The sequence below is a fragment of the Massilia agrisoli genome, assembly GCF_020831365.1.
Lineage (GTDB): Bacteria > Pseudomonadota > Gammaproteobacteria > Burkholderiales > Burkholderiaceae_D > Telluria_A > Telluria_A agrisoli.
Map to the genome: position 1 here is coordinate 562,291 of NZ_JAJHPV010000004.1, position 15,449 is coordinate 577,739.

General features: G+C 65.0%; 14 protein-coding genes. 8 read left to right on the forward strand and 6 right to left on the reverse strand.

Features of this window, described 5'->3' with window-relative positions:
- Nucleotides 1-22 precede the first annotated feature (22 nt).
- Nucleotides 23-2,554, reverse strand: a complete 2,532-nt coding sequence (locus LMJ30_RS03930) for a M4 family metallopeptidase (RefSeq protein ID WP_229431030.1) — start codon at nucleotides 2,552-2,554, stop codon at nucleotides 23-25.
- A gap of 215 nt (nucleotides 2,555-2,769) precedes the next feature.
- On the opposite strand from LMJ30_RS03930, the gene LMJ30_RS03935 reads away from it, so the two are divergent.
- The 3 genes from LMJ30_RS03935 (at nucleotide 2,770) to LMJ30_RS03945 (ending at nucleotide 3,909) form a co-directional block, all read left to right on the forward strand.
- Nucleotides 2,770-2,952 carry a CsbD family protein gene (locus LMJ30_RS03935; RefSeq protein WP_229431031.1) on the forward strand — a complete coding sequence of 61 codons (183 nt, stop codon included), beginning with the start codon at nucleotides 2,770-2,772 and terminating at the stop codon, nucleotides 2,950-2,952.
- 60 nt (nucleotides 2,953-3,012) lie between these two features.
- Nucleotides 3,013-3,633, forward strand: a complete 621-nt coding sequence (locus tag LMJ30_RS03940) for a class I SAM-dependent methyltransferase (RefSeq protein WP_229431032.1) — start codon at nucleotides 3,013-3,015, stop codon at nucleotides 3,631-3,633.
- 96 nt (nucleotides 3,634-3,729) lie between these two features.
- Entirely contained in the window at nucleotides 3,730-3,909 is a 180-nt protein-coding gene (locus LMJ30_RS03945; protein WP_229431033.1) for a CsbD family protein, read from the forward strand.
- Between the two features lie 71 nt (nucleotides 3,910-3,980).
- Here LMJ30_RS03945 and LMJ30_RS03950 read toward each other — a convergent pair whose 3' ends face one another.
- The 3 genes from LMJ30_RS03950 to LMJ30_RS03960 form a co-directional block, all read right to left on the reverse strand.
- The gene (locus tag LMJ30_RS03950; protein ID WP_229431034.1) at nucleotides 3,981-6,197 is read right to left on the reverse strand and encodes a S9 family peptidase; all 2,217 of its coding nucleotides are present in this window, start codon (nucleotides 6,195-6,197) and stop codon (nucleotides 3,981-3,983) included.
- 93 nt (nucleotides 6,198-6,290) lie between these two features.
- A complete protein-coding gene (locus tag LMJ30_RS03955) occupies nucleotides 6,291-7,691 on the reverse strand; it encodes an MATE family efflux transporter (RefSeq protein WP_229431035.1) in 1,401 nt (466 codons plus the stop codon).
- Nucleotides 7,692-7,755: 64 nt separating this feature from the next.
- Complete coding sequence (locus tag LMJ30_RS03960; RefSeq protein ID WP_229431036.1) at nucleotides 7,756-8,667, reverse strand: cytochrome c; 912 nt, start codon at nucleotides 8,665-8,667, stop codon at nucleotides 7,756-7,758.
- A gap of 128 nt (nucleotides 8,668-8,795) precedes the next feature.
- On the opposite strand from LMJ30_RS03960, the gene LMJ30_RS03965 reads away from it, so the two are divergent.
- Nucleotides 8,796-9,728, forward strand: a complete 933-nt coding sequence (locus LMJ30_RS03965) for a DnaJ C-terminal domain-containing protein (protein WP_229431059.1) — start codon at nucleotides 8,796-8,798, stop codon at nucleotides 9,726-9,728.
- Nucleotides 9,729-9,731: 3 nt separating this feature from the next.
- Complete coding sequence (locus LMJ30_RS03970) at nucleotides 9,732-10,043, forward strand: chaperone modulator CbpM (RefSeq protein ID WP_229431037.1); 312 nt, start codon at nucleotides 9,732-9,734, stop codon at nucleotides 10,041-10,043.
- Between the two features lie 126 nt (nucleotides 10,044-10,169).
- Here the strand turns inward: LMJ30_RS03970 and LMJ30_RS03975 are convergent, their stop codons facing one another.
- Nucleotides 10,170-11,837, reverse strand: coding sequence for a SulP family inorganic anion transporter (locus LMJ30_RS03975; RefSeq protein WP_229431038.1), 1,668 nt, complete (start codon nucleotides 11,835-11,837; stop codon nucleotides 10,170-10,172).
- 173 nt (nucleotides 11,838-12,010) lie between these two features.
- Between LMJ30_RS03975 and LMJ30_RS03980 the strand changes: the two genes are divergently transcribed.
- Nucleotides 12,011-12,601, forward strand: a complete 591-nt coding sequence (locus LMJ30_RS03980) for a type 1 glutamine amidotransferase domain-containing protein (protein ID WP_229431039.1) — start codon at nucleotides 12,011-12,013, stop codon at nucleotides 12,599-12,601.
- 49 nt (nucleotides 12,602-12,650) lie between these two features.
- On the opposite strand, the gene LMJ30_RS03985 is transcribed toward LMJ30_RS03980, so the two are convergent.
- Nucleotides 12,651-13,718 (reverse strand): patatin-like phospholipase family protein, encoded by a 1,068-nt coding sequence (locus tag LMJ30_RS03985; RefSeq protein ID WP_229431040.1) that lies wholly within the window; start codon nucleotides 13,716-13,718, stop codon nucleotides 12,651-12,653.
- Between the two features lie 134 nt (nucleotides 13,719-13,852).
- Here LMJ30_RS03985 and LMJ30_RS03990 point away from each other — a divergent pair, with 134 nt between their 5' ends.
- Both LMJ30_RS03990 and LMJ30_RS03995 read left to right on the forward strand, forming a co-directional pair.
- Nucleotides 13,853-14,560 carry a sigma-70 family RNA polymerase sigma factor gene (locus LMJ30_RS03990; protein WP_229431041.1) on the forward strand — a complete coding sequence of 236 codons (708 nt, stop codon included), beginning with the start codon at nucleotides 13,853-13,855 and terminating at the stop codon, nucleotides 14,558-14,560.
- A complete protein-coding gene (locus LMJ30_RS03995; RefSeq protein ID WP_229431042.1) occupies nucleotides 14,557-15,258 on the forward strand; it encodes an anti-sigma factor in 702 nt (233 codons plus the stop codon). Before LMJ30_RS03990 ends, LMJ30_RS03995 begins: the two co-directional genes overlap by 4 nt.
- The last annotated feature ends 191 nt before the right edge of the window (nucleotides 15,259-15,449 follow it).

Genomic DNA, 15,449 nt, shown 5'->3' on the forward strand with positions numbered 1-15,449 from the left:
CTACGATTCCTGGCCGTTCAGGTCAATGATGCCTGACTGCGAGCGCATACCGGTGGATGTCCAGGTCCCCGCCGGGCCAGAACGCGTTCCGGTATACCTTCGCGATGAAGGTGGCCGCGCCGCCGGTATTCCTGTACGTGGCTGTTATCCTGGTGTTGTACGGGTCCGTGACGGCGTCCGCCAGCCGGGCGCCGCTGGCGTCGTGGATAGCGATGCCCCAGGAGTCCGACGCAAAGTTATCCGAGCGGAGCAGGCGGCTGCCGACAAAGTCGAGCGTCAGGGAGGCGCCGGCGGCCACCGGAATACTGAAGTAATGTTCGGTGCCGAAGCGCATCCGCCCGAGGGCGCCGCTGGTGGCCGGGTCCATCGCATCGGCTTTGTCCAGCGTGGTGTTGGCGCCCGAGCTGGCCGCCACCGTGCCGGCGCCGGCTGGCGCCACCCGGTACCACAAGGGCAGTCCGTTTGCCGCCCGGACCACCAGGTTGCCGTCGTTTGCCACCTCCAGCGACGACTCGGGATACTGCCAGGTCCCCGCATGCCACAGCACCGCGTCCGGCGCGCGCATGCCGGTCATTTGCACCACAAAGTTACCGTCGACCTGCATCGCAGCATAGGCGCCATGGTGGCCGCCCGTACCACTGTTCCAGAGAGCGCTTCCCGGATGGCGGTACAGCACCAGGTTGCCGTCGACCTGCATCGCGAGGGCGTACCTGCCGTTGCATGAAGAGATCGCGGATTGGCCGTGCAGCTGGCGTCCCGATTCCAGCAGGCCGCAGCTGGCCGCCGCCGTCCATGCCGGGCCAACGTTAATCCCCCTCATCGCGTTCCACACCGCCTGTTCCTCTGCCGAGTCGGCGCCGAACAGGTCGCGGCTCGCGGTAATCAGGGCCTGGCGCGCGGCGGTGTAATCGGTCATGGTGGTGAAGTAGTAGTTCATTGCGCGGTACCAGATGCGGAAGGCGCTGTCGTTGCCGATGCCTGTCATGCCCGACGGTAGGAGCGGGGTAGACCTGGAGCCGCTGGTGGCTGCCCCGCTGGCGAGAAAATAGAAGGCCCGGTTCATCGGCCCGCTGGCAGTGTGCGGGCCGTACTGGTACAGCTTGGGCGTCCACGCATCGATGCCGCCGCGCAGGCTTGGCTTGTACATCACGCGGTAGTTCGGCACGCCGGCCTCGTCGAGGATGTTCCAGTTGCCGCCGCTTGGGGGAATCGTCGCGGAGCGCGCCGCAAGGCCGCCGCCGCGCACGTAGAACTCCACCATCGCGCCGAAGATGTCCGAGTTTGCTTCATTCAGGCCGCCCGGCTCCGCGGCGTAGATCAGGTCGCCGGCAAACTGGTTGACGCCGTGCGCCATCTCGTGGGCGACGATGTCGAGCGAGGTCAGGTTCTTGATGCCGGACTCCGGGTTGCCGTCGCCATAACGCATGCAAAAGCATGACGGGTACCACGCCGCGTTGGCGCCGCCGGAACCCGACTGCGGGTCATGCACGACGGAAAAGGTGGCCCAGTTGTTGAGGCCATCAATGCCGCTGCGGTTGATCACGTGGCGGTAGAAGTCCCAGCTGGCCTGCATGCCGAAGGCAACGTCAACGCCGGCGGTCTGCAAGGTGTCAGGGTCGCGCGAGCCTGTCGTGTAGTTGGCGCCGTCGCCCCAGGTGTTGGTGGCGTCGCGCAAGGCATGTGCGGCTTCGGGCATGTCGGCAAGGTAGTCCAGCACGAGGTTGTTGGAGAACGTTCCTTCGGGCTGGCCCGCCGGCCCGGGGGCGCCGCGTTCCATGTCGCGCAGCTCGAAGCCGCTGGCAGTGCTGTTGGCGTTGATGCTGACCGTTCCGCTGTATTGCGACCTGGCGCCGCTGGCGCGCGCATGCGCGCTCTGGAGGCTCGGCCACTTGGCCAGTACGTCGCCGGAATGGGCGTCGACCATGTACTCCATCGACACGTCGCCATCGGCGGCGTTGCGCGTTTCGAGGTGCACATGGTAAGCGAGCGCGTTGCGTACCAGGCGCGTCTCCATCATGGTCGCGTCGATGTTGCGCGCGCCGCGGTGGCGGTTGGCGACTGCCCGCCTGGTGATGGGGTAGACCAGCAGTTCGGCAACCGGCGCGATGGTAAAGCCGCCCCGGATACCCGCGTCGGACGTCGCGGTGCGGATGGCGGCGCCCGGCGACAGGCGCGGCACAATATCGACGGCGGGCGAACGGTGCAGGGCCAGCGTGTGCGACAGCAGCTGTTTGCTTTCGTCCATATGGCTGACCAGCTGGCCGCCCCACACCTTCAGCCTTCGGTAGCGCTGCTGGAAGCGCACATGGGTGATGCCAAACTGGTCGACGCTTGAGCTGAGCGGCACGAAATCGGTTTCGGCCACCACCCCGAGTTCCTTGCGCGACGCTTGCAGCGCCTGGGCCGCGCGGGCGATACGCTCGCCGCTTTCGGCGCGAACCCGCGCCACTACATCTTCCGTCTTTGCAGCAAGCTGGGCCTGCGCCGCCGGCGCCGCGCTTGCCAGAACAAACCCTACTATCGCCACCAGGCGTACCCTCTCCAATGCGAACATTTTTGTTTTTCTCCACATGAATAAACGCGGGACGGCGGGATTGACGTCCTCGCTCGCTAAGTGCTGAGTTGGTCAGACAGCGCAGCGCGGCAGTTGTTCGCGCCATATGTTAGGTATCGAACAGAGTCATGCTGGTAACGGTCCTATGGTTGACCGGTCACATGCATGGTGTGGCCCTGTGGTCAACGTACTACTCACATAGCGAGGTACTCGAAATGAACAAGGACCAGGTAAAAGGCAAGGCAAAGGAAGTTGCGGGCAAGATCCAGAAGAACGTCGGCGACGCAGTTGGCAGTTCGGAGCAGCAACTCAAAGGCATGAAGAACCAGGCTGAAGGCAATATCCAGCAAAAAGCTGGCGATGTGAAAGAGGCTGTCAAAGACCGCGGAAACCGCTAGGGCTACCTTTTCCACCCGCTACCCGCCCGCGCCACCGCGCGGCGCGGGTAGAATGCGTTCATGGAAGAACTCGACGACATCGCCCGCCGCACGCTGGCCCACTACGAGCGCAACGCGCAGCAGTTTTTTGCAGGAACCATCGGCCACGACGTCAGCCAGAATATCGCTGCGCTGCTCGGCGCAATCCAGTCCACTCCACCGTTCACGATTCTCGACCTCGGCTGCGGGCCGGGGCGCGACCTGAAGACCTTCGCGTCGATGGGCCACCGCGCCATCGGCGTTGACGGCGCAGAGCGCTTTGTCGCCATGGCGCGCGACTACAGCGGCTGCGAGGTGTGGCGCCAGGATCTGCTGCACCTGGACCTCCCGCCACAATTGTTTGACGGCATCTTCGCCAATGCAGTCCTGTTCCATGTCCCCAGCCAGGCGCTGCCGCAGGTGCTGGAGCGCCTGTACGCCGCGCTCAAGCCGGGCGGCGTGCTGTTCTCATCGAATCCGCGCGGCCATAACGAGGAAGGGTGGAATGGCGAACGCTACGGCAGCTATTACGACTACCCTGCCTGGGAGCGGTTCGTCACCAGCGCCGGATTTCTTCCCGTCCACCATTATTACCGCCCCGAAGGTATGCCGCGCGAACAGCAACCATGGCTGGCGAGCGTCTGGCGCAAGCCCGGCTCGTGATGGTATGTGCGTGTGCGAACAGAAGAGCTTGTAGGGAAAAGATATTCTGTACTCATCGCATCGCCATCTGGCCATGCACCTTACAAGGAGCTCATCATGAACAAAGACCAAGTCAACGGCGCACTGAAAGACATCGGCGGCAAAATTCAGGAAGAAACCGGCAAGCTGGTAGGCAGCAAGGAACAGCAGGCCAAGGGCCTGGCTAACCAGGTCGAAGGCAAAACCCAGGAAAAAGTGGGCGACGCCAAGGAAGTCATCAAGGATTCGCTGAACTAAGCAGTCCAGATAAAAAAAAGAGCCGCTTGCTGACTCAGCAAGCGGCTTTTTTTCGTTAGGAGCGACGGAGATCAGCGCGCGTCGCCACCGATGTGGCGGCGGAAGAAGGCTTCGATGGTGCTGTACACGTGGCGCTGGCCTGGGCGCGACGAAATGCCGTGCTTGGCGCCCGGGTAGGTCATCAGGTCAAATTTCACGCCGCGGTTGACCAGTGCGTCGATCAGCTGCGTGCTGTTGGTGAACAGGACGTTATCGTCGGCCATGCCATGCACCAGCAGCAGCGGCGACTTGAGGCCGTCGAGGTGTGCGAACACGCCGCTGTCCTTGTACGCCTGCGGATTGGACTTCGGCGTCGCGCCGACGAACTGCTCGGTGTAGTGGGTGTCGTACAGCGACCAGTCGGTCACCGGCGCCACCGAGACGCCCATCGCGATCTTGTCGGACGCTGCCGCCAGCAGGCGCAAGGTCATGAAGCCGCCGTAGCTCCAGCCGAACACGCCGATGCGCTTCGGATCGACGAAGCCCTGCTTGCCGAGCCATTCGATGCCGGTCAGCTGGTCTTCGACTTCGTGCTTGCCCAGGCCGCCGTAGATCGCGTCGGTGAAGCTGCGCTCGCGCCGCGACGAGCCGCGGTTATCAAGGCGGAACACCACATAACCCTGCTGCGCCATGTACTGGTCGAAGTTATTGCCCCACTTGCGCGCCACGTGCTGCGCGTGCGGGCCGCCGTAGGTCGACAGGTAGACCGGATGGCGCTTGCCCGAATCGAAGCCGGCCGGCTTGATGATCGAGTAGTGCAGCGTGTGGCCGTCGTTGGCCTTGAGCGTGCCGTATTCGGTCTTCAGGTGGTCGGCCTTGTATTTGGCGTAAGGGTGGCTGCCGTTCAGCTCATTCTTTTCGAGCCACTCGACCAGCGAGCCGTCGGCGCGGCGGATCGCCACTTGCGGCGGGGTCGATGGATCGGAGAAGGTGTCCACGAAAATCTCGCCGTTGCGGGCGAACGACGCCTCGTGCCAGCCGTCGGCCTTGGTGATGCGCACCGGCTTGTCGGCGGTGCTGCCGTCGAGCTTCAGGGCGTAGGCCTGCTTGTCCACGACCGCGTCGCGGTTGGACGACACGAACACGCGGCCCGATTTTTCGTCCACTGCCAGGATGTTATCCACGCCCCATTCGCCGCGCGAGATCGGGTGCAGCAGCTTGCCGTTCATGTCGTACAGGTACAGGTGGTTGCGGCCGGTACGCTCCGACGCCCAGATGAAGGCCTTGCGCTTCTTGAGGAACTTCAGGTCGTCGTGGATGGTGGTCCAGGTGGTCGAGGTTTCGGTCAGCAGCGGGCGCTGCGCCAGCGTGGCCGCGTCCACGGCGATCAGGTCGAGGCGCTTCTGGTCGCGGGTCTGGCGCTGGTACACCAGGTGCTTGCTGTCCTCGCTCCAGTCGGCGCGCACCAGGTAGATATCCTTTTCGGCGCCCAGGTCGACCTTGCGCTGCTCGCCGGTCACCGGCGAGACGATCATCAGGTCCACCAGCACGTTCGGGTCGCCTGCCGCAGGGTAGCGCTGTTCGACGACTTCGGTGCGGTCGGCAAAGATCTCGAAGCGGCGCACGACCGGCACCGGGGCTTCGTCGTAGCGCTTGTAGGCGATCGCGGAATCGTCCGGCGCCCAGTAGTAGCCGGTGCGCTGGCCCATTTCCTCCTGCGCGATGAATTCGGCTTCGCCGTTGTGGACAGTGCCCTTGCCATCGAGGGTCAGCTGCTTTTCGGCGCCGCTGGCCAGGTCGATCACGAACAGGTTCTGGTCGCGCACGAACGACACATAGCGGCCCTTTGGCGAAATCTTCGGGTCACCCACGTTGCCCGATGCGACCTTGCGCGCCGCTTCCGGCTTGTTGGCGTCGACCAGGTACAGGTCGCCGGCGATCGGGACCAGCAGCTGCTTGCCATCTGGCGACCAGCTGTAGCTGATGATGCCGTTCAGGCTGGCCGTGCGCGCGCGTTCGCGGCGCGCCTTTTCTTCAGCCGACAGGGTCTCGTTCGGCACCAGCACCTTGGAGTCGACCAGGCGCTTGGTGGTCTTGTCCTTCATGTTGTATTCCCAGAGGTCCAGCTGGAACTGGTTGTCCGGCCGGCCGCGCAGGAAGGTGACGCGCGCGCCGTCGGGCGATACGCGCAGGTTGCGCACGCCAGGTCCCGCCAGCGCCGGGTCGGCGTGGATGCGGTCCAGCGTCAGGCGTTCCGCGGATGCGGGAACACACGACAGTGCTGCTAACAAGGGGAGTAGAAAACGCATGGAAGGTCTCGAAGTTTTAATTAATTGGATCGGAATAACTGCGAGACGATACCAGAGTCGTCCCCGGAACGCTGTAAATATGCCGGTACTTTTTTAGCGTCCCGACTGCAGCACGCGCTCGCGCGACAGGTAGTGCAGCGACCAGGTGAGCAGCACCGCGGCGATGGTCAGGCCGACCACCAGCCCGACCCAGTAGCCGGCCGCGCCCATCGGGGCGGCCGGCGCCCAGGCGAACCACGACGGCGCGCGGCCCAGCAGGTAGCCAAGCGGCAGCGAGAACCCCCAGAACGCCAGCAGCTGGATCTGCATCGGCTGGCGCGTGACGCGGTAGCCGCGCAGCGCGCTGGCGGTGGCGACCTGGGTCGCATCCGACAGCTGGAAGAAGGCCGCGAACAGCAGCAGGTCGGCACACATGCTCTGCACCGCCGGGTCGGAGGTGTAGGCGCGCGCGATCTCCCAGCGGAACAGCGCGATGAAGGCGGCCGACAGCACGCCGAAGGCGACCGACATCGCCACGCCCACCCACGACGCAAAGCGCGCGCGCACCGGGTCGCCTTCGCCCAGCGCCTGGCCGACCCGCGTCACCATGCCGATGCCGAAGCTGAGCGGCACCATGAACACCAGCGCCGAGAAGTTGAGTGCGATCTGGTGCGCCGATACCTGCACCACGCCAAAGCGCGCGACCAGCAGGCTGATGGCGCCGAAAGCGCTCGCTTCGGCAAAGTAGGTGATCCCGATCGGCACGCCGAGCCGCAGCATGCTGGCGATTTCAGGCAGGTGCGGCCATTCCCAGTGGGTGAACGGATAGGTGCTGCGGTAGCTTGGCGCGATGCGCATCCACGCGATCATCGCGGCCAGCATCAGCCACATGCCGGTGGCGGTGGCCACCGCGCAGCCGATGCCGCCCAGCTTCGGCATGCCCCAGTTGCCGAACACCAGCAGCCAGTTGACGAATACGTTGAACAGCAGCCCGAGGATGGCGATCACCATCACCGGCTTGGTCGCGTTGATGCTGGTGGTGTAGCCGTACAGCGCGCGGTAGCAGCCGAAGGCGGGCATCCCCAGGCTGATGATATGGACGAACAGCGCGGCGCGCCCGGCCACCAGCGGATCGAGCCCGATATGGTCGAACAGCAGGGTGGCCAGGTTGGTCAGCACCATGGCGGCCAGGCCGACGCCGAAGCCCTTCCACAGGCCCTGGCGCACCACGTGGGGGATGCGGCCATACTTCCCGGCCCCGGTTTCATGGGCGACGACGGTATTCATCGACATCATGGTGCCCATCACCGTCACCAGGATGATCGACCATACCGAGGTGCCGATCGAGACCGCGGCCAGTTCGTTGGCGCTGACGTGGCCCGTCATCGCGACGTCGGCCACGCCCATCCCGACCGTGGCAAGCTGCCCGATCAGCATGGGCCAGGACAGCTGCCACAGGGCTTTGACTTCGGTGCGGGCGGAGTAGGGTGGACGGGCGGTGGTGGTGGAATGCATGGGCGGCGCGGATCGGGCGAAACCGTCGATTTTAACGGCTTTGCCCGCGCCGCGGGCGGTGGCCTCAGTCCTGTCCAGCCGCGCGCGGCGGCAGCGATTTCAGGTAGACGTGCAGCGCGTCGATGTCGACGTCGGTCATCTCGCCCAGCGATGCGAACGGCATCACCGGGCTGACGGCGCTGCCGTCCGGGCGCCGGCCGCTGCGCAGCATCGCCTTGAATGCGGCCGCCGTCTGGTACTGGTGCATGGCGCTGCCTTTGCCGGGCGTGAGGTTGGCCGCGTTCGGCCAGTCGGGCGGCGAGCCGGGGATCTTGCCGCCGCTGAGGCGCGCGCCGTGGCAGCTGATGCAGCTGTTGGCCACATAAGCGCCATGCGCCACGCTGGCGGCGACCGGTTGCGGCAGGGCCGGCGGCAGGGCGTGGTCGATCTTCTCGGCGGCGTCGGGGATCAAGCCGAAGCCATATTCCACCATGTAGGTCCACGGCAGGCTGATAACGGCCTGGCGGCCGGCAACCGGCGGCAGCTGGTGCGCGTAGCTGATCAGGGCCGAGGTGTCGTCGTCGGTGAGGCGGTTGTAGTCTTCGCTGGGCATGATCATGACCGGCGTGCCGTTCGGCTTGACGCCCTGGCGCAGGGTACGCACCCAGTCGATCATCGCGTAGCCGGCGGTGGCGCTGCCAGCGCCGCGCGTGATGTTGGGCGAGATGACCAGCGTGCCGCCGCCGTGCACGACCTCCTTGCCCGCGCCGTTGGCGCCATGGCAGTCGGCGCAGCCGCGCGTCGCGAACAGGTAGCGGCCCTGTTCGATATGCGCGGCGTCGTAGCGCAGGGCCACGGGCGACGCGGGCACGGTCAGCGTGCGCCCCATTTTGCGCTCCCCCAGCGCCACGCCCAGCGCAAGCACGGCCAGCACCAAGAGCGCCAACAGCAGCAGCGCGGCGAATGCTCCCGCGACCGACTTAATCCACGTTTTCATGCTATTCCCCTTCATGTTGCTGCCTGCGGATATGGATGAGTGTTGAGGAAAGGAAACGGCGCGGAAACGTGCGCCTGACGCCGCAACTGCGCAGTACGATGGTGCAAACCGATGCCGGAGTGCCGACCGTGGAATACAAGGACTACTATCAGACGCTTGGGGTCGAAAAAAGCGCATCCGCCGATGACATCAAAAAGGCGTACCGCAAGCTGGTGCGCAAATTCCATCCCGACGTCAGCAAGGCGACCGACGCCGAAAAGAAAACCAAGGAGCTGAACGAGGCGTACGAGGTCCTGGGCGACGCTGAAAAGCGCGCGGCCTACGACGAGCTGGGTCGCGGCCACCGTCCCGGCCAGCCTTTCCAGCCGCCGCCCGACTGGGGCTCGGCCTACGACTTCGGGGCCGGCGGCGGCGGCGCCGACGATTTCTTCTCCGACCTGTTCGCCCACGCCGGCCGGCGCGGCGGGCAGCGCGGCGCCGGCGCGCAGTTCAAAATGCGCGGCGACGACATCCATGCGTCGATCAGCATCCCCCTGCAGGACGCCTACCACGGCGCCAGCCGCACGATTACCTTGCGGGTGCCGGAGCGCGACGCCCAGGGCAGGGTGGTCACGCGCGACCGTTCGCTCAGCGTCAACATTCCCAAGGGCGTCACGCCCGGGCAGCAGCTGCGCCTTGCAGGCCAGGGCCACCCCGGTATCAACGGCGGCGCGGCGGGCGACCTGTTCCTCGAAGTCGAGCTGCAGCCCGACCCGCGCTACCGCGTGGAGGGGCGCGATGTCTACGAAAACGTGCCGGTCGCGCCATGGGAAGCGGCGCTCGGCGCGCAGATCGACGTGCCGACGCCGTCCGGCCAGGTGCAGGTAACCGTGCCCGCGGGTTCGCAGCCGGGCCGCAAGCTGCGCCTCAAGGGGCGCGGCATTCCCGGCCACCCGCCCGGCGACCTTTACCTGATCCTCGACCTCGTGCTGCCGCCCGCCAACGACGAGCGGGCGCGCGAGCTGTACCAGAAGATGGCGCGCGAAATGGCGTTCAATCCGCGCGCCGGCATCGGAGTGTGAACCATGAGTAACAACGAGTCCCTCGCTGCCCAGTTGCTTGACGAAGCTGCGCTGACCCTGGACGAACTTGCCCATGCTTGCAGCGTCGAGCCGGACTGGGTGGTGCAGCATGTGCGCGCTGGCGTGCTGGGCGGTAATGGGGAACTGGAAGTGACCCGCTGGCGTTTCGGCAGTGGCGACCTGGGCCGGGCCCGGCGGCTGCTGCGCATCGAGCAGGACTTCGACGCCAATGAAGACCTGGCGGCGCTGGTGGTCGACCTGGGCGACGAGATACGGCGGCTGCGGGCGCGGCTCGCCGCGCTGGGCGCCCGATAAGCGCCCCCGCGGCATCGAGCGGCGACCGTGCGACATGACTGGCTCCCATTTACCGGGCTGATGTACGGACTATGCTACCGATGGGGCTGAAATCATTGATGCACAACAACGATCTTGCTTCAATGATCACGATTGCCGTCGGGAATGCGACGAATCGGCGTGGCGGCAATGTTCCAGCGCCGCGTCCAGGGTGTCGAAATAGCCGTCCGTGCCGACCAGCTGCGTCAGTTCGGTCGCCTGCAGTTTTTGCATGACGCGGGCGTTGGCCTCGCACAAGATCACGCGCACATGGCGCGACTGCATTTTCTGGATCACTTCCTCCAGCGCCTGCAGGCCGGTGATGTCCATGAACGGCACCCGCTTCAGCCGCAGCACCAGCACCTGCGGCACGGTGTGGGTCACCAGCAGGGCGCGCTCGAAGTTTTCCACCGCGCCAAAAAAGAACGGTCCGTCGATCGCGTAGACCAGGACCCCTTGCGGCAGCACGGCGGGACCGTCGCCGCCCAGCTCGTGGTTGATCTGCTCGCCCGTCAGTTGCATCACCTCGACCGAGCCGGACATGCGCCGCACGAACTGCAGTGTCGCCAGGATGACGCCGATGTTCACCGCCACGACCAGGTCCACCAGTACCGTCAGCGCAAAGGTAATCAGCAGGATGGCGACGTCGGCGCGCGGCGCGCGCCTGACCATGCGGGCAAAGTGCGGCATTTCGCTCATGTTCCAGGCCACCACGAACAGGATCGCCGCCAGCGCAGCCAGCGGCACGTCGGTGACCAGCGGCGCCAGCGCGACGATCACGAGCACCAGCGTGGCGACGTGGACCAGGCCGGCCAGCGGACCGGTCGCGCCATTGCGGATGTTGGTGGCGGTGCGGGCAATCGCGCCGGTGGCGGCAAAGCCGCCGAACAGCGGCGCGGCCAGGTTGGCAAGGCCCTGGCCGATCAGTTCCTGGTTGCTGTCGTGTCGGGTGCCGGCCATGCCGTCGGCGACCACGGCCGACAGCAGCGATTCGATCGCCCCCAGCATGGCGATGGCAAACGCCGGGCCGACCAGCTCGACGATGCGCTCGGCGCTCACGGCCGGCATCGCAAACGACGGCAGCTGCTGCGGGATGCCGCCAAACGCGCTGCCAATGGTCGCCACCCCGTCGAAGCTGAAGGCCGCCTGCGCCGCCCCCGCCGCCGCCATCGCCAGCAGGGGGCCGGGCACGCGCTTGAGCGCGGGAATGCGGCCGGCCCCGACGGCCACCGCCAGGCTGGCCAGGCCGATCAGCATGGTCGGCACATGTAGTTGGGGGAAAACCTGCAGCAGCTTCCAGACACGCTCATGGAAATGGACGGCGTCGACGTCGGGCAGGCCGAAGAAATACTTCCACTGGCCGACCCAGATGATCACGCCGATGCCGGCGGTAAAACCAAGGATCACCGGCGCGGGAATGAACCTGATCACCCCGCCCATGCGCGCCATGCCCATCGCCAGCAGGATCAGGCCGGCCATGAAGGACGCCACCTGCAAGCCGTCGACCCCGTATTTGGCCGTGATACCGGCGAGGATGGCCACGAACGCGCCGGTCGGGCCGGCGATCTGGAAGCGCGTGCCGCCGAACACCGAGACGAACAGCCCCGCAATGATCGCCGTATACAAGCCGTGCTCGGGACGCGCACCGGACGCGATGGCAAAGGCCATCGACAGCGGCAGGGCAACCACGCCCACGATCGCGCCCGCAACGATATTGGGGAGAAAATGGGCGCGCCGGAAAAGACCGGCGCGCTGGGCTTCGAGGAGGCTGATCATGGGGTGGCCCTGCTGTCGATATTCCAATGTTAATCCAGATATTTCCTTTGTGCATTAACATCGCACAATTTCCTTTTAACGCCTTCGATCCGCGTTCATCCGGGCGACGCAAACGGCCGATGCCCCTTACACTTGGATATCAGGAAAACAAGACTCAATTAAAAGGAAAAATGATGCAAACGAACATTGGATACGCGCTCAAAGGCAAACGCGTTGCTGTGCTGATGACCGACGGGGTCGAGCAGGTAGAGTACACCGAGCCGCGCGCTTTCCTCGAGGCGCAGGGCGCGATTGTCACGCTGATGTCGCCGAAAGGCCGGGGCGAACAGGTGCAGGGCAAGAATCACGACGCCGATGGCGATACGTTTACAGTGGAAATGCATGTGCGCGATGCAAAGCCCGGCGATTTCGACGCGCTGCTGCTGCCGGGCGGCGAAGAAAACCCGAAGAAATTGCGCCAGAGCGCAGAAGCCATCGACTTCATCCGCCAGTTCGCGCTGGAGGACAAGCCGATCGCCGCGATCTGCCACGGCCCGCTCGCCCTGATCGACGCCGGCATTGCGCAGGCGCGCCACCTGACCAGCTGGCCGGAAAGCAAAGGCGAACTGGTCGCCGCTGGCGCCGAGTGGAGCGACGAGGAAGTCGTCATTGACGACAAGCTCATCACCAGCCGCAAGCCTGCCGACATCCCGGCGTTTAATGACGCCCTGTTCAAGGAGTTGCGCATCGATGCGCAGGTAGCGGATATGGGACCGTCGTCCTGACGGGCACGTCCCTGCGTTCGCAGGGACGACCCACCGTTCGCCGTTGCGCTTACGCTGCGGCGCGCAGCTTCGCTGGCTGCTGCAAGGTGTGCTCGAAGTGTTTCACCACCGCCGAGCGTCCAGCTTCGCACGCCTTGCGCACACCGTACTGCGAGAAGTCGTGGTCGCCGCCCGCCGGGGCCGGCGCCGATTCGATGATGCGGATATTTTTCAGCGCCCGCAGCCTCGACAGCCATTCAAATGCGGCCCGCTTGCGCAGCGGACTCTTGGCCGGCAATTCCTGGTCGAGTTCCTCCAGCATGGAAATGAATCCGGCCAGGCCGGCGCTGCCGCCGTACTCGGCCCAGAAGCGGTTCTGGTATTGCAGCGCTGTCGCGCGGGTCTGCACTTCCAGCATGTTTTTCGGCTCGGGCTGGCCTGCGGTCGGGAACAGGTCCACCACGAAGATCGGCAGCGTGTCGAGTTCCTCAGGTTCAAGCAGGTTGAGCATGGCGTCGATGGGCGTGTTGCTGAACATACCGCCGTCCCAGTAGTAGTTGTCGTCAATCCTGGCGGCGGGAAATCCCGGCGGCAGGGCGCCGCTGGCCATGATGTGGGCTGGCGTGATCTGTGCACGCAAGGCCGTGTGGTTGTCGGCGTCGACGTGCGCTTGCCGGGTAAGGTGGTTCGAGAAGGTTGTCGGGCCGCCAGTGTGCAGGTTGGTCGCGGTAACGGCCATGCGCATGTGCTTCTCGTTGTTGATCTGCGCGAAGTCGAGGCGGCGGCTGAGGGTTTCATACATCGGGTCGGTACTGCACAGGCTGGTCCAGCTCATGATGTCCAGGAAGTCGGTGCGCGCGCGCCAGAAGTTCGGGTTGCCCAACAAGGACAAGTTCCCTTGCATCGCCGCAGGCATCCATGGCAGGGTCGGCAGCGTGATGGCATCCCACATCGCATGCAGGCTGGCCACGATGTCGCCGTCCTTGGCGCCTGCGATCGCAGCCGCATTGACCGCGCCAATCGACACGCCCGATACCGCCACCGGCTGCCAGCCGAGTTCGACCAGCTTGGTCACCACGCCATATTCAAATGCGCCGAGCGCGCCGCCGCCTTGCAATACCAATGCCATCTTTTTCATGCCTGCTCCTAAGTGGTCCAGCCGGGGAAGGGAGGGGTTGCCCGACGGCGCCGCGTATCAAAACTGGTGCAATCCGGCCGGGAGATGAGACTGTACGCAAGAGACCAAACGAAAGTATTGATCAATGGCATGACATGCAAGGACTGTCCCATGTGCTCCCTGATTTTCGGAACATTGACCGCTTGCAATGCCTTGCTGAAGCCAGTAGCCTTGCTGCACAGCCGTACCTCCGAAAAATTTCTACAAGGCTTGCAGTGTCTACCGATTCCAATCTCGATCCACAACAGTTGCGGGCCTGGCTACTGGCCGCCGCGCGCCGCGACGCGAACGCGTTCCGTTTGATGTACAACGCCACATCGCCGAAACTGTTCGGCTTCGCGCTGCGTATATTACGTAAGCGGGAGCTGGCGGAGGAAGCGATGCAGGAAGCATTTGTCGCGATCTGGAATAACGCCGGCAACTATGATGCGCAGCTTGCCGCGCCAATGACCTGGATGGCGACTATCGTGCGCAATAAAGCCCTGGACATATTGAGACGGACCGACGACGTGGTCGAAATCGACGCCGCGCAGTTCGACAGCGAAGTGCTGAACGCCTTCCGCGACCCCGGCGCCACACCGATCGAAGCGCTGCAGATCAGCAGCGACGCGCGGGCACTGGCCTACTGCATGTCAATGCTGGAAGGCCAGCACCGGCAAGTGGTCGGAATGGCCTTCTTCCATGACCTGTCGCACAGCGAAGTCGCGCAAAAGATGGCGGTGCCGCTCGGGACGGTCAAGACCTGGATCCGGCGCAGCCTGGAACGGCTGAAGACCTGCCTGGCGAAACGGGAGCAAGCATGAATATCCGCGACAACCTGCCGCTGCGTGAAAAACTCGCGGCTGAATACGTGCTGGGCACACTGAAGGGACGCGCGCGCCGCCGTTTCGAGGGATGGATGCACAACGACGCCGCACTGCGCCGCACGACCGCCGAGTGGCAGGACCGGCTGATGCCGCTGGCCGAGCTGTCCGGCGCGGTCAACCCGCGTCCGCAAGTCTGGACCGGCATCGAACGGCGCCTGAACCTGAAGCCACAGCGTCAAGGGTGGCAGTTGTGGGGTGACGAAGCAGTCGGCTTCTGGCGCTCGCTCGGCCTGGCGTCGAGCGCGTTTGCGGCGGTGCTGCTGTTTGTGCTTGCGACCAGGACGCTTGACGCGCCGGTGATCGACCACGTGGCCACGCTGACCGATGCGCAGGCGCAGACGGCATTGCTGGTAACGGCGGACACGCGCCGCAAGACGCTTGGCGTGCGCGTGATGGATAACGTGGCGGTGGCAAGCGACAAGGTGCTGCAGCTGTGGGCGATCCCGAAGCAGGGCGCGCCACGGTCGCTGGGTGTGCTGCCCAAGAACGGCAGTATCGAGCTGGCGCTGACGGACCGCGCGATCGGCAGCGATGTCGTGATGCTGGCGATCAGCCTGGAGCCGACAGGCGGCTCGCCCGATCCGAACGGGCCGACCGGGCCGGTGCTGTATAAAGGCGCATGGGTAAGGATGTAGCCGGCGCCCAGCGTTGATACGCGCATTCGGCGGATGCGCGTGCCGCTTATCCGCCCTACATGCTGGTGCATTTGTAGATACCGTCTTGATCGTCAAGCCTGAACGGCAAAATTTGCCTCGTATGCCCGTCCAGTTTTGACGACACCGAAGCACAAATGTGCAAGCTTCCGCATGGCGGCCCCAATGGCCGC

What these genes read in the sequence shown, in the direction of transcription:
- LMJ30_RS03930 (WP_229431030.1), bottom strand. Translation starts at nt 2,554, where the DNA reads ATGTTCGCATTGGAGAGGGTACGCCTGGTGGCGATAGTAGGGTTTGTT.
- LMJ30_RS03935 (WP_229431031.1), top strand. Translation starts at nt 2,770, where the DNA reads ATGAACAAGGACCAGGTAAAAGGCAAGGCAAAGGAAGTTGCGGGCAAG.
- LMJ30_RS03940 (WP_229431032.1), top strand. Translation starts at nt 3,013, where the DNA reads ATGGAAGAACTCGACGACATCGCCCGCCGCACGCTGGCCCACTACGAG.
- LMJ30_RS03945 (WP_229431033.1), top strand. Translation starts at nt 3,730, where the DNA reads ATGAACAAAGACCAAGTCAACGGCGCACTGAAAGACATCGGCGGCAAA.
- LMJ30_RS03950 (WP_229431034.1), bottom strand. Translation starts at nt 6,197, where the DNA reads ATGCGTTTTCTACTCCCCTTGTTAGCAGCACTGTCGTGTGTTCCCGCA.
- LMJ30_RS03955 (WP_229431035.1), bottom strand. Translation starts at nt 7,691, where the DNA reads ATGCATTCCACCACCACCGCCCGTCCACCCTACTCCGCCCGCACCGAA.
- LMJ30_RS03960 (WP_229431036.1), bottom strand. Translation starts at nt 8,667, where the DNA reads ATGAAAACGTGGATTAAGTCGGTCGCGGGAGCATTCGCCGCGCTGCTG.
- LMJ30_RS03970 (WP_229431037.1), top strand. Translation starts at nt 9,732, where the DNA reads ATGAGTAACAACGAGTCCCTCGCTGCCCAGTTGCTTGACGAAGCTGCG.
- LMJ30_RS03975 (WP_229431038.1), bottom strand. Translation starts at nt 11,837, where the DNA reads ATGATCAGCCTCCTCGAAGCCCAGCGCGCCGGTCTTTTCCGGCGCGCC.
- LMJ30_RS03980 (WP_229431039.1), top strand. Translation starts at nt 12,011, where the DNA reads ATGCAAACGAACATTGGATACGCGCTCAAAGGCAAACGCGTTGCTGTG.
- LMJ30_RS03985 (WP_229431040.1), bottom strand. Translation starts at nt 13,718, where the DNA reads ATGAAAAAGATGGCATTGGTATTGCAAGGCGGCGGCGCGCTCGGCGCA.
- LMJ30_RS03990 (WP_229431041.1), top strand. Translation starts at nt 13,853, where the DNA reads ATGCAAGGACTGTCCCATGTGCTCCCTGATTTTCGGAACATTGACCGC.
- LMJ30_RS03995 (WP_229431042.1), top strand. Translation starts at nt 14,557, where the DNA reads ATGAATATCCGCGACAACCTGCCGCTGCGTGAAAAACTCGCGGCTGAA.